This is a genomic window from Metabacillus schmidteae, from assembly GCF_903166545.1.
Taxonomy (GTDB): domain Bacteria; phylum Bacillota; class Bacilli; order Bacillales; family Bacillaceae; genus Metabacillus; species Metabacillus schmidteae.
Map to the genome: position 1 here is coordinate 116,985 of NZ_CAESCH010000001.1, position 13,266 is coordinate 130,250.

15 protein-coding genes and 1 riboswitch are annotated in these 13,266 nt (G+C 37.2%); of the genes, 2 read left to right on the forward strand and 13 right to left on the reverse strand.

The features are described from left to right. Window positions 1–17: 17 nt before the first annotated feature. The 5 genes from HWV59_RS00550 to HWV59_RS00570 form a co-directional block, all read right to left on the reverse strand. Complete coding sequence (locus tag HWV59_RS00550) at window positions 18–323, reverse strand: hypothetical protein (RefSeq protein ID WP_235991645.1); 306 nt, start codon at window positions 321–323, stop codon at window positions 18–20. Window positions 324–418: 95 nt separating this feature from the next. Further along, the gene (locus HWV59_RS00555) at window positions 419–718 is read right to left on the reverse strand and encodes a YwdI family protein (RefSeq protein ID WP_102230496.1); all 300 of its coding nucleotides are present in this window, start codon (window positions 716–718) and stop codon (window positions 419–421) included. Window positions 719–731: 13 nt separating this feature from the next. Further along, window positions 732–911 (reverse strand): uracil-DNA glycosylase, encoded by a 180-nt coding sequence (locus HWV59_RS00560; RefSeq protein ID WP_175637825.1) that lies wholly within the window; start codon window positions 909–911, stop codon window positions 732–734. Window positions 912–914: 3 nt separating this feature from the next. Next, entirely contained in the window at window positions 915–1,598 is a 684-nt protein-coding gene (locus tag HWV59_RS00565; protein ID WP_102230498.1) for a uracil-DNA glycosylase, read from the reverse strand. Between the two features lies 1 nt (window position 1,599). Continuing rightward, a complete protein-coding gene (locus HWV59_RS00570) occupies window positions 1,600–2,415 on the reverse strand; it encodes a glycosyltransferase family 2 protein (RefSeq protein WP_175637826.1) in 816 nt (271 codons plus the stop codon). A 149-nt stretch (window positions 2,416–2,564) separates the two neighbouring features. On the opposite strand from HWV59_RS00570, the gene HWV59_RS00575 reads away from it, so the two are divergent. Continuing rightward, window positions 2,565–2,888 (forward strand): general stress protein, encoded by a 324-nt coding sequence (locus tag HWV59_RS00575; RefSeq protein ID WP_102230555.1) that lies wholly within the window; start codon window positions 2,565–2,567, stop codon window positions 2,886–2,888. A gap of 149 nt (window positions 2,889–3,037) precedes the next feature. Here the strand turns inward: HWV59_RS00575 and galT are convergent, their stop codons facing one another. The 3 genes from galT to HWV59_RS00590 all read right to left on the reverse strand — a co-directional run bounded on the left by galT (window position 3,038) and on the right by HWV59_RS00590 (window position 6,951). Continuing rightward, window positions 3,038–4,564, reverse strand: coding sequence for a UDP-glucose--hexose-1-phosphate uridylyltransferase (galT, locus tag HWV59_RS00580; RefSeq protein ID WP_102230556.1), 1,527 nt, complete (start codon window positions 4,562–4,564; stop codon window positions 3,038–3,040). 206 nt (window positions 4,565–4,770) lie between these two features. Next, window positions 4,771–5,760 carry a UDP-glucose 4-epimerase GalE gene (gene galE, locus HWV59_RS00585; RefSeq protein ID WP_175637827.1) on the reverse strand — a complete coding sequence of 330 codons (990 nt, stop codon included), beginning with the start codon at window positions 5,758–5,760 and terminating at the stop codon, window positions 4,771–4,773. Between the two features lie 15 nt (window positions 5,761–5,775). After that, entirely contained in the window at window positions 5,776–6,951 is a 1,176-nt protein-coding gene (locus HWV59_RS00590) for a galactokinase (protein ID WP_175637828.1), read from the reverse strand. A gap of 232 nt (window positions 6,952–7,183) precedes the next feature. On the opposite strand from HWV59_RS00590, the gene HWV59_RS00595 reads away from it, so the two are divergent. After that, window positions 7,184–8,038 carry an AraC family transcriptional regulator gene (locus HWV59_RS00595; protein ID WP_102230502.1) on the forward strand — a complete coding sequence of 285 codons (855 nt, stop codon included), beginning with the start codon at window positions 7,184–7,186 and terminating at the stop codon, window positions 8,036–8,038. Window positions 8,039–8,145: 107 nt separating this feature from the next. Here HWV59_RS00595 and HWV59_RS00600 read toward each other — a convergent pair whose 3' ends face one another. From HWV59_RS00600 to HWV59_RS00620, 5 genes are all read right to left on the reverse strand, one after another. Further along, entirely contained in the window at window positions 8,146–8,706 is a 561-nt protein-coding gene (locus HWV59_RS00600) for an ECF transporter S component (RefSeq protein WP_102230503.1), read from the reverse strand. 165 nt (window positions 8,707–8,871) lie between these two features. Further along, a riboswitch (FMN riboswitch) is annotated at window positions 8,872–9,003 on the reverse strand. A gap of 222 nt (window positions 9,004–9,225) precedes the next feature. Then, a complete protein-coding gene (locus HWV59_RS00605) occupies window positions 9,226–9,480 on the reverse strand; it encodes a hypothetical protein (RefSeq protein WP_102230504.1) in 255 nt (84 codons plus the stop codon). Window positions 9,481–9,557: 77 nt separating this feature from the next. Then, entirely contained in the window at window positions 9,558–10,475 is a 918-nt protein-coding gene (locus HWV59_RS00610) for an NAD(P)/FAD-dependent oxidoreductase (RefSeq protein ID WP_175637829.1), read from the reverse strand. Window positions 10,476–10,905: 430 nt separating this feature from the next. Then, on the reverse strand, window positions 10,906–11,811 hold the full coding sequence (locus HWV59_RS00615; protein ID WP_175637830.1) for an SDR family oxidoreductase: 906 nt from the start codon (window positions 11,809–11,811) through the stop codon (window positions 10,906–10,908). 92 nt (window positions 11,812–11,903) lie between these two features. Next, window positions 11,904–13,202 (reverse strand): TolB family protein, encoded by a 1,299-nt coding sequence (locus HWV59_RS00620; protein WP_175637831.1) that lies wholly within the window; start codon window positions 13,200–13,202, stop codon window positions 11,904–11,906. Between the last annotated feature and the right edge of the window lie 64 nt (window positions 13,203–13,266).

Here is a 13,266-nt window from a genome sequence, read left to right on the forward strand (position 1 = left end):
AGAGCCTTTACGGCCCCTTATCGATTTTGCAAATATACCTTCAGTACATCTGCCACTTTATGTTCATTTCCTAACGCTTTAATATGATAATGGTCTCCATCTACTACTGATTGAAAATCAGAGATTCCTTCATTTCTCAGGAAATCATCAATATCAGAAACGGATTCCTGTGCTGTTAATAAGTACTTCTGACCAACATAATCCTGATTTACATAGACATCATATCGATCTTGGGAAAGCTTTGTTGAAGAGAAATCATCATAAGCTCCCATCGTAAATCTCCCAATTCCGATTCCTCCATTTAAAAATTCATCATATACCATTTCTCTAACCTCCACTTTGATATTTAATTATCATTGTGTCCCGATTAGATTAGAATATGATGGATTTCTTTGGAGTGATTTAACATATACTGGAATTAGAAATCAAATAAAGAGTCCCCGTTTGCGTCTTCTTCCTTAAGTGAACCGGAATTTGCTGGATTTTTAACAACCGTTGCCATATTTCCCATCATTTTTTGAAGCTCAGCAGGATTAATTGAGCTTGGAGAAGAGGATGGTAAAGGTTGTACCTGTGGTGATTTCTCGTCTAAAATTAATTCACATAGCGACTGAATGACGACAATTCGCTCTCTTCTTTCCTTTTCTGATTGACTGTTTTTCGCTTTTATTATTTCACTTTCCATTTTAGAAAGAAGCTTTGATATTGGTATATCCACGTTTATTCCTCCATTATGCCTTCAATGGCTTCTGTTCATATTTTAAGCAGGCCATTCCCGATGATCTTTTTACCATGATGGCCGGCCTGCCGGCAGATTTAAACCCGTATGCCCTGCAGCCATTTGGAAATCTTGTATCCCATGTCACATAAAAATGCTTGCACTTTACACAATTTATTGTCGTTTCTTTCATCATTCATTCTCCCTTATTTTTTAAGGTCCAATCAATTTCACCTAACCCGTGCTTCTTTAAAAATTCATTTGACTTTGAAAAAGGTCTACTACCAAAGAATCCTTTTCTTGCTGAAAATGGACTTGGATGGGCCGACTCAATAATCAAATGCTTTTGTGAGGTAATCAACTGTTTTTTGGCTTGTGCATGCTTGCCCCATAAGATAAAGACAATTGGCTTTTCATGATTATTTAGTACGTGTATGATTTCATCCGTTAAGAGTTCCCATCCTTTTCCTTTATGGGAATTAGGCTCACCTTCTCTTACTGTTAACACTGTGTTTAAAAGCAGAACACCTTGCTTTGCCCAATCTACTAATGAGCCATTTTCAGGCTTGTCACACTTTATATCCTCACAAAGCTCTGTGAAAATATTTCGCAAGGAAGGAGGCAGCTTTTCCCCTGGTTGAACAGAGAAACTTAAACCCTGTGCCTGCCCTTCTCCATGATATGGATCTTGACCGATGATGACAACCTTCACATCTCCATATGGTGTTTCATTTAAAGCCCGAAAAATATCGTCAGGCTTTGGAAAAATTGTGTGTTGCTTATATTCTTCATCTAAAAACTCTATTAGTTTTTTATAATAGTCCTTTTGAAATTGCTCACTTAATAAGTTGTTCCAGCTTTGTTCAATTTTAACATTCATCTTATGTTTCCCCTCGTATACAATAACGAGTATGGATTGGTTGACCATCCCATACAATCGTTGTTTTTGCTTCGCGCTCCTTCATTTCCGGCTCTTCCAACAAAACAAAGAAATTTTTCTGTGGCAGAGATCCTAATTGATGTTTTTCGCATAATTTATCCAAATAACTTTTCCGTTTATCATTTAGGCTTGCAGATTGGTTTGTCCCACTCTCTGCAAATGCATATATCACACTGGCAACTGGTACTCTTTTCACCTGACAAACCTGTGCAGCTCTTAAAATAAAATCCCAATCCCAATAGTTATGCATAGTTGGATCAAACATTCCGATTCTGTCATGCAATTCCTTCTTATACACGCTTCCTGATGGAACATAGGTCGAAAACTTCCTCATTCCTTGCTCATCATAGTGATAGGCAAACGTTCGTCTTTTAATAGGAATACGGGTTTTCCCCTGTTTGTCAAACGTCACAATTTCCGCGTCAAAGTAAACAAAGTCTGCCCCACGTAGTGCTTCTTTTGCATATTCCACATGGTTTGCAGAGAGTAAATCATCATCATCACAAAGCATAATATAATCTCCCGTTACTAGACTAACTCCCATATTTCTGGCTCGAACATGCTTGACATTTTCTTGCAGTTCAATTGCTTTGATCGGCAGCTCTGTATAAAGAGTAATAACTTCTTCAATGTTCTCTCCACCATCATTCACAATAATGATCTCATATGGTGCCTCAGTTTGGAGGGAAATCGATTCAAGAAGCTCGGCTAATTCGTCCAGTCGATTATGTGTAACAATCACAATGGATATTTTCATCTTAATCACCTGTTCATTCATATTCTTTTATTTTAACAAACAGCTTACTGCCTTTATAGGTAAAACGTCTTTTTAATCTATAACTTATTTTCCCAACATGTTTTATTTATATAAACACGGGGTACATGTTTAGTAACAATGCAAAGGAGATGATGAACTTGAAAACATATGTTGTAGAAAATGGTGTACAAGCTACAGAGATTATCGAGAGACTTGAAGGTGAAGGATGTCAAAAAGATCACATCTATTTATTTGCACATGATTCTGACCGTTCAAAACACTTAACAGAAAACACAGACACTCGTCATATCGGGTTAAAAGAAGAAGGAGTCTTTGATAAAGTGGCTAATGTCTTTCGCTCTCGAGGAGATGAACTGAGAGAAAGAATGACATCACTAGGGGTTTCCCAAGAAAAAGCAAACGAATTAGAGAGAGAGCTTGATGAAGGTAGAGTTGTCATTGTGGCTCATTAATGATGATAGGGACAGTTTATAGCTGTCCCTTTGTTTAATAAAAAAATACCTCCTTACAAGTAAGGAGGCCACATACATATATAAAAATTAGGGGGGGATTACTAGCATCATTGACACTTTTGATACATCTTATACTAGTAAATTGAAATTTATTTTAGAGAAGCTTTCAATTGCTGAACAAAGCGGTGAAACCCTTGTCGGCCAGCTTCATCCTGCTTGAATACACCTGCATGCTCTAAGATGGTTGCAAAAACATGTCCTACTTCTTTTAACAGAACATCATAAACATTTTTTTCGGTTAAATCCGGGTGTTTTTCATATACCTGTTTGGCCCATTCAACATGCTTGTTAATTTCTTCGTCTTTTTCAATCTCAGCTAAGCCATCAGCTTCAACAAGGAAAGCTGCTAGTTTTTTCAGCTCATCTAGTAATCTTCCCGGTAATACAGCTAACCCCATAACCTCAATTAAACCGATATTTTCTTTTTTAATATGATGAACCTCTTGATGTGGATGGAAAATTCCTAATGGATGCTCATCATTTGTTCGGTTGTTTCTTAATACTAAATCAAGTTCAAAAAGCTTGCCCCTTCTTCTGGCAATCGGTGTGATTGTGTTATGTGGAGTTTCACCGGAAAATGCGTGTATGTCTACAGCTTCGTCACTATAGTTCTTCCATTCCTGTAAAATATCATCTGCTGCTTCCATTAAGTCTGCTTGATTTGTTCCTTGAAGACGCAGGACAGACATCGGCCATTTCACGATCGAGAAATCAATGGATGGATATTTGCTCACAGAAAATGTATGCATTTTTTCTGCAACCTCCATCGGAAATGTATGGTGTCCTCCCTGGAAATGGTCATGGCTTAAAATAGAGCCGCCAACAATCGGTAAATCTGCGTTTGATCCTAGGAAATAATGCGGATACTGCTCAACAAAATGCAGTAACTTTTTAAAAGTTTCCTTAGAAATTTTCATCGGCTTATGCTCACCGGCAAGAACAATGGCATGCTCATTGTAATACACATATGGTGAAAACTGAAGAAACCACTGCTCATCATCTAATGTAACAGGGATTATGCGGTGATTTTGCCTTGCCGGGTGATCTATGCGACCTGCATATCCCACATTCTCCTTACATAATAAACAAGAAGGATATTCACTTTTTTGCATGTTTCTCGCAGCTGCAATCGCGGCTGGATCTTTTTCAGGCTTTGACAAATTGATCGTCATTTGCAGGTCGCCATATTCTGTACCAACAAGCCATTTTTCATTTTTCGCAATCCGATCTGTACGAATATAATGAACATCCTGTGAGAAATGATAAAACCATTCTGTCGCTTGTTTTGGTCCAGCCTGAAAAACAAGCTCATCAAATCGACGTATGATTTCTCCTTGTGATGGAACAAGACAGCCCATAATTTTCGTGTCCAGCAAATCACGGAATGTCACAGTGTTATCTTTGATAAGACCTTTTTCTGCTGCCCAATCCAGTATATTTTCTAAAATCGATACAGGAGATTCCAACTCTTCATCTTCGATTGTTACAGCCTTCGTATCAGAAAGCTGTAACACCTCTAAGATTTTATTTCGAGCTAAATCCACGTCCCAGATTGTGATGATTTCCTTTTTTAAAGCAAATTGAAGCAATCGTTCTATTTCTTTATCAATATGAATAGACACGGTATACACCCTCTCGTCTTTTGACCAAAAGCGTAAGCGCCTTGTTCAGCCCCGACAAGCATAAGACGATTTAGAATAGAAGGCGTTCTTTGCCTTCAATTCTAAATTGGCTAGACCCTAGAGGGGCTAGGCGCTGAAGCTGGATGTCGAAGCGCTTAGCCAAAATTCATAAAAAATTTAGTATTTTAAACAACAAAAATTTATTTTTGATAGCCTTTAGGATTCTTTTGGAACCAGTTCCACGCACTTTCAATCATCGTGTGAAGATCAGCATATTTAGGCTTCCATCCTAGTTCCTTTATGGCTTTTTCGGATGATGCTATTAATACAGCAGGGTCTCCTGCACGGCGTGGTGCTACTTCGGCAGGTATTGGATGACCTGTTACTTTACGAGCTGTTTCAATGACTTCTTTTACAGAAAAGCCGTTTCCATTGCCGAGATTATACGTAGCACTTGTATTTTCTTTGCGCAGCTTTTCAATCGCCAAAATATGGGCATCGGCTAAGTCTGTTACATGGATATAATCTCTTATACATGTACCGTCTTCTGTTTTATAGTCATCACCAAAGATCATAATTTTCTCACGATCTCCTAATGCTACTTGTAAGATGATTGGAATTAAGTGTGTTTCCGGGTCATGATCTTCACCAAGTTTTCCTTTCATATGAGCACCTGCTACATTGAAATAGCGAAGCACAACATATTTTAACCCGTATGCTTGTTCACTCCACTTTAGCATTTTTTCAACCGCAAGCTTTGTTTCTCCATATGGATTTGTCGGAACAGTTGGATCCGTTTCAACGATCGGAATATTTTCTGCTTCACCATAAGTTGCAGCTGTTGATGAAAAGACAATTTTCTTCACATTAAATTCTGTCATGACCTTTAAAAGGCACATTGTTCCGTACACATTATTTTCATAGTATTGCAGTGGTTTTTCAACACTCTCACCAACTAATGAATCAGCAGCAAAGTGAATGACCGCTTCTATCTCATTTTCTTGAAAAACGCTTTTTAGAAAAGCTTCATCACGTAAGTCACCGTTGTAAAGTTTTGCTCCTTCTAAAACAGCTGGAAGATGTCCCTTTTGAAGATTATCAACCACCACTACCTCTTCATTACGATCTAGTAGCTCAGACACCGTGTGACTCCCAATATATCCTGCTCCACCACATACTAATACTGCCATCTTTTCATCCTCCACTTAATTCATTTTTATTTCTTTTGCTCCATCGCCAACATTCGCTACGTAAAAATCAGCCTCTAACCCTGTTTTTTCGTTATAACGCTTGCCTACTTCTCGAATAAATTCTTCGATTTTATCATTTTTTACAATTGATACTGTACATCCTCCAAAGCCTGCACCTGTCATTCTTGAGCCAATTACACCATCTTGGCTAAGAGCTGCTTCTACTAATGTGTCTAATTCAAAACCAGTTACCTCATAATCATCTCTTAACGATGTATGAGAATCACACATTAGCTGACCGAAGCTTTTAATATCACCTTGCTGCAGTTTTTCAACTGCTTGAATCGTTCGTGCATTTTCATAAACAGCATGCTTTGCACGTTTTTGATCAAGTTCATTTTTGATTAGGTGACGATGACTTTCGAATTGCTCCGGTGTAAGGTCGCCAAGAGATTGAATCGAAATTTGAGTTTGTATTTGTGAAAGAGCACGTTCACATTCAGAGCGCCTTTCATTGTACTTTGAGTCCGCAAGTGCTCTGCGTTTATTTGTGTTTGCAATGACAAGAGATGCATCCTCAAGGACTATGGGGCTATATTGATAGTCAAGTGTTTGACAATTTAACAGAATTGCATTGTCTTCTCTTCCCATTCCTATGGCAAATTGATCCATAATGCCACAGCTTACCCCAATAAACTCATTTTCTGCATGCTGACTCATTTTAACAAGATCAACACGACTAAACGTTGTTTCCAATATTGATTGTAAAGCAACTGCTGTTACAAGTTCAATAGATGCTGAAGAAGATAAACCCGCACCATTTGGAATATTTCCGTAGAATAAAACATCCAATCCTGTTTCTACCTGAACACCTCGATCTGCGAACTCTTTTATGACTCCTTTAGGATAATTGGCCCAGTCATGTTCTTTTTCAAGCGCAAGTTGATCTTGAGTTGATAATTCAATAATTCCTTTATCAGGGAAATTTACTGAATACAGACGGATAGACTTGTCATTTCTTGGTGCTACCAATGCGTATGTTCCAAATGTTAAAGCACATGGAAACACATGACCGCCATTATAATCTGTATGTTCACCTATTAAATTCACTCTGCCCGGCGCAAAAAATGTGCGAACAGACTGATCTGTTTTGAATATTTGTTTAAACTGGTCTAGTAATTGATCTATCATTGAAAATCACCCTTCATCTCGCATTTTTGGTTTGTGATAGCGTTATCTTTATTGTAAGTTTCAATTTTTCATTGAACAATGGTAAAATTATTTTATTAATTAGCACTTTTTTGCTTAGAATAAGCTTTTATATACAAGGATTTTAACTATATCAAACACTATTCTGATTAATACATAAGTCTTTTTTTGCTCAGTTTAGATAAAAAGGGTAAGAAAGGGGGATTTTTTTGCTATGGAAAAGAAAAAAGGAGCCATTGTCTTTCGTTTTAATGAGCCACATGTGAACAGTGTTGCTCAAATTTGGTCTGTTGGTTGGGATGAGCAAGCTTCATCCATTTACTCTTGGAGCGGAACGGAGAGAAAGGATCAAGATAAATACATCTTTCAATATACGTTATCTGGACATGGTGAAATCAATATTGATGGTAAGGTACATCAATTAAAAGCAGGTCATGCATTTATTGTCAGCAGCCCCAGCAATTATCATTATTATTTACCAGAACATTCATCGAAATGGGAATTTCTCTATTTAACCCTATACGGAAATGAAGCAAGACGCTGCTGGGAGCATGTAAAGAAATCAGACAACCAGGTTATCCGATTTCACCCGGAATCAACACTCATTAAGTTTCTTAAGCAAATTTACGATGATTCTATCGAGAAAAAAATAACAAATGCCTATCACGGATCAAGCATCGCCTATCAATTTCTAATGGAATTGTCTTTATCATTAAAAACAGTTGATAAATATATGGAGGATTGGTCAGAGGGAGTCATAAGCGCCGTATTATTCGCTAAAAACTATTACCAGGATGACATTGGAGCTGAAGAAATGGCAGAGGCTTCAAAATTATCAAAGTATCATTTCACTAGACTATTTAAAGAAGAAACTGGAACAACTCCTATTCAATATTTAACAAATATCCGACTGCAAAAGGCCATCGAGCTTTTGCAGCATACTAAATACACGGTTGATGAAATCGCGCAATTAGTCGGTTATAAAAATGCTAACTACCTAAACAAGATTACACGCAAACTCACTGGGAAATCACCAGGTGAAATTAGGCAAGAGAGACATACTGTTTAGGTTTGAATCAAATGTTGTCTCTTGCAAAATTTATTCCTTTTCCCTGATATTAACCTTTTGGGCAAAAAATAACCCCCAGTAAACCACTGGGGACGATCATATTTCTTTTATGCAAATTTCGCCATCCAACTTTTAAGTCGGACAAATACCAATACAAACAAAGTTGACATTAGGACACCTTTTACTACGTTAAACGGTAATATCGCAGGTATAACTAAATTGCGCATATCAGGTGCCTGCATGAAGTAGGTATATGCCGGAAGTATAAATAAATAGTTTAATATACTCATAACAATCGCCATTGAAAGTGTTCCAACCGCCAGGGCAATCATTATCCCTTTTCTTGTTTCCATTCTTTTATATACATAATACGTAGGTAAAATAAAGACAACTCCTGCTAAGAAGTTTGCAATGTGACCAACAGGCACTCCAGTTGGGCTCCCCATCATTAAGAAATTAATAATATTTTTAATTAAAACGACTAAGACACCTGCCAATGGACCAAACATAACAGTTGCAAGTAGCGCAGGAATGTCACTAAAATCAATGAATAAAAAGGTGGGAAATAGTGGTAACGGAAAAACTAAAAGCATTAATAAATACGATATACTGCTAAGCATTGCAACTGATGCCATTGTTCTTACACTAAATTTTTCTGTTCTAATCATTTGTATCTCTCCTCCATTGATCCATCGCGTTTGGAAGAGGTGTTCGCAAAGTAAGATACCTTATGTTGATAACGTATAAAAAACTCCCTCACAAATGTATGAGGGAGTTTACGAAGGCATCCTAAATAAACGTTCATCAAGTCATTTTTTGAACGTTAGCTGAACCTCCATCTTCTCCCATCCAGACTATACTGTCGGCTTTGGAATTGCACCAAATCCTGCCTAAAAGGCTCGCGGGCTTAAAGAAAATCTCTTATTACCGCCGATCGGGAATTTCACCCTGCCCCGAAGATAGATCATTATTTTGTTTATGTCTTAATTATACAGAAAACTTCATTTTTTAAAAGAGATTTGCATTTTATTCCTAGATAATCACTTGGTATAAATTGTCCCTTTTTTATTAGAAAAACTTGGCCTATCGCCAAGTCCTAATGTGAAAGCTATAGTTTTTCTTATCCTATTACCCATAAAATTTCATGCTTTATGAAAGTATAAAAATAGACTCGTGTGTTCGTTCTCTCAATTATTTAGATCTATCTGAATGGTCCCTTTTTGATGCATAATCGTCATCTTTGTTCCCGGAGTCATGATGTTTTCCAAAATATCCTTTGCCGCTTGTAAGGCAAACTCAATTCTTTCCAGCTTTTCTGTTACTTCTTCATGTTGGGTGATTGGGTAATCTGAAAGCTTTTGTGTGTACTCAAAAGACGTTTGATGATACTCAGCCAGTTTTTCATACACTTCATCGTACAAATCCTCAATTTCTTTTCGCAAATCCAACCTCTCCCTTTTTGATTCCTACTCACTCTATGATACAAAACATCATGAAGAAGGAAAACAGAGATTTCACGTCACTGATTATTTTTCAGTAACCGTTTATGAATCCATATGGCCGCCTGACATCCGTCTGCCATTGCGATGGTCACCTGCTCTGAATGGGCAATAAGATCTCCTGCTGCCCACACATTTGTTATATTTGTTTCCTTTGTTCGAGGATCTACAAGAACATGCTTGTTTTCAAGTCTTTCTACACCTAGTTGCTTTGCAAGCTCAGAATGAACGGCATTGCCGCCAAATCCAATAAATCCTTTATCACCCTGAATGGTTTGTCCATTTTTTAATGTTACCCCTTTAAAGTCAGATTCATTTTCAGTAACAATTGCCTCAATCTCTTCATGAATAACATCTATGTTCTTTTGCTTTAACTTCTCTAATAATGACTGCTCCACTTCTCCATCATGATTGATGAATGTAATCTTTTCTGTCCAATATGTTAAGGTTAACGCCAAACTTGCACCTGTTTTTCCGGATCCTAACAGAAGAACATGCTGATTTCTTACCTCATAGCCATCACAATCTGGACATACATAGATAGAAACACCTAAACATGGGATAATATTTTTTATCTCCGGAATTCGATCTTTAATTCCTGTGGATAACAGAAGCGTTGTGGATTCATATGTTTTACCGGATTCAGTTTTCACTGATATTCTTTCATTACTCTTTTTTGCTTCGATAACATAGTCCTTTATAAATTCAATTCCATATTGTGCTGCTTGTTTTTTACCTAGATCTCTAAGAGTTTCACCGCTTACTCCATCCGGCCATCCCAATATATTGTGGTAGCCTCTGCATAAGTTTGATCTTCCATCTTCAGAATCAATCACCATTACTTTATGCATATATCTTCCTAATTGAATCGCTGCCTGCAAGCCCGCAATTCCTGCTCCAACGATGATACATTCATATGTATTTGTTTTTTCAGTCATCATGACACGTCCTTTAAAATTAAGTACTAGTTATGATTTGTCAAAAAGAAACGGTTCATACAATGAACAAAAGCGCAAGCGCCTTGATCAGCCACAGTTCAGGAATTTTATAAATTCCTAAGCAAAGATAAAGGGACCGTCTTTGTAAACGGTCCCTTATTTTAAATTTTATTTTTCACATGTGGATAACTGCGCTTTCATTTAGAAAATGTTGATATTGCTTACAGTTTTCCACTTTTATATCGTAAAAATTTAGATATTAACAGCCTATTACCTAGTTAACAACAACTTATCCACAAAAGTTATCAACATATCCACATTTACTATCCACATTTTGTGTGGGTACATTCGTTCGCCACAATATATATAGGACTTTTATCCACTATACACAAGTTATTCACAGGGTTATTTTATAGTTCCTAAGTTGCGGTTACGACGTTCTGAATTGACCTCCATTTACATGCAAAACCTGACCTGTTACATAACGTGAATCATCTGATGCAAGATACACATATGCAGGTGCAAGCTCGAATGGCTGTCCAGGTCGTTTCATTTTGGAGTCTAAACCAAATGTTGCGACATTTTCCGCTGAAAAGCTCGAGGGAATTAATGGAGTCCATATTGGACCTGGTGCTATCCCATTCACCCTTATCTGTTTATCCACAAGAGACAGTGACAAAGATCTTGTAAACGTTGTGATGGCTCCTTTTGTCGCAGAATAATCAATCAATGTTTTGTTTCCTTCATATGCAGTGACAGATGTTGTGTTAATAATTGAGCTTCCCTTTTCTAAATAAGGCAGGCTTGCTTTGACCATATAGAAAAAGGCAAATATATTTGTTTTGAACGTTTTTTCCAGTTGCTCTGCTGATATATCTAAAATGCTTTTTTGAACATACTGTACAGCATGGTTATTGACAACAACATCTAATCGGCCGAACGTTCGAATGGCTGATTTGACAACTTCATAGGATGATTGTTCCCGTGATAAATCTCCGGGGCAAAGTAAACATTTCCCACCCAGTTCTTCAATTCTTCGCTTTGTCGCCTGGGCATCTTGATGCTCATTATAATAAGGAATAACAACTGCCGCTCCCTCTTTTACAAAGGCATAGGCAACCGCCCTTCCAATTCCGCTATCTCCCCCAGTTATAATTGCTACTTTATTCTTTAACTTTCCACTTCCTTTATAGCCATCCCACTCTGAGATTGGTGGAGGAGTCATTTCAAATTCAAAACCTGGATGACGATTTTGATGTTGTGGTGGAAATACAATTGGCTGCACCTTTGTCTTTTGCTTTTTCCCATAATACGGATAAACAGGATATGGATACATGTATGGCCCTCCCAGCTTTGCATACTTCGCTTAAAATCTATTCACCAACAGCTTGTAGAAATAACAAAAATCCTAAAGAAATAAACATTTCCTTAGGATCTTCTAGTAAATCTTTTTAGGATAAATGAAAATAGTATGAGAAGTAACGAACAAACAAACATCGTAATCGCCACCATCCCCAGTCCTATTCCGTACCAAGGGTTTGTGAAAAAACCAATGATAAAGCTGCCAACAAACGTGAGAACAGCTAGAGCAAGACTAACTAATGATGGCAAGTAAACTTTACCTGACTTTCTTTGAGCAATCAAAATCAATCCAGCAAAAAAGAGAATATAATAAACAGCTATTGCTTGTTCACTTAGCATAAACCCAATTGTTTTTGGAATAAAGTAACTTCCGCTAGAGGCAGGTAGATCAAGGTTTATTAACTCCGGTTTACCATTACCTTTAAGAGATACTGACATTAATTGATATTCCTCCGGTTCCCCCGGCCAATTTTCATAATGCAAAAATGCAATTTCATCCTTTTCATGCAAAAAGACAGGTGACTGCACATTTGCTTGTAAATCTGTTAATTGATTCGTTTTATTACTTTCGATATTTTTTACAAATAACTCATAATGAAACAAGCTAGTATTCTTTGATTGTTCAGTTACTGCTGTATAAGCGAGCAATGTACCATCTTTAGACAGAACGGAAGAATACATATCATCTTTGATTTGTGCAACGGATGATTCGGTTTTTTTCTCTAAAGAATAGGCAACAAGCTGTTCAGTCGTTTTATATAAACTGTAATACAAAGTCTTTCCATCAGCTGAAATAGAAAGATCATTCATTGAAAAATGATCTCTGTCTGTTAGTTGATCAACTTGATCACTCTGACGATGAACTTGATAAAGATCAAATCCTTCTTTTGTTTCACCTTCTGATTTCCCAACTTCAGAAGCAGGCATTGCAACAAAGTATATAGACTCCTTGTCAGGGGCAAAAACAGCATCTGTTACATGAAGACTATCCAGCGCTAACCGCTTTGCATTACTACCATCATGATTCATTACGGTAATTGTTTGAATACGTTGATCATCCTCTGTCAAAAACAGCAGTTCTTCTCCATCAGATGAATATTTTGGTGAATGTGATCTTCCTTCTATTTTCTCACTTAATCTAGTAACATCCGTCCCATCCAGATTTGACACATAAATCGCTTCATGACCATCTAAAAAATACGAAAACGCAACTCGAGAATCATCTGGACCTATATCAAATTCCTGTCCTAACCCTGTGTAAAAACGATATGGATCTTCTTCTTGAAGGGTTTGGTAAAGAATCGAGCCTAGCATGAGTAATAAACTTACCACTGTAAAGATGAGAACAATTCGCTGTTTTTTCAAGCTTTTTCAGCTCCTTTCTTTATCTATCATATGCAACGGAATAATCCGGTAATTACTAAAATCT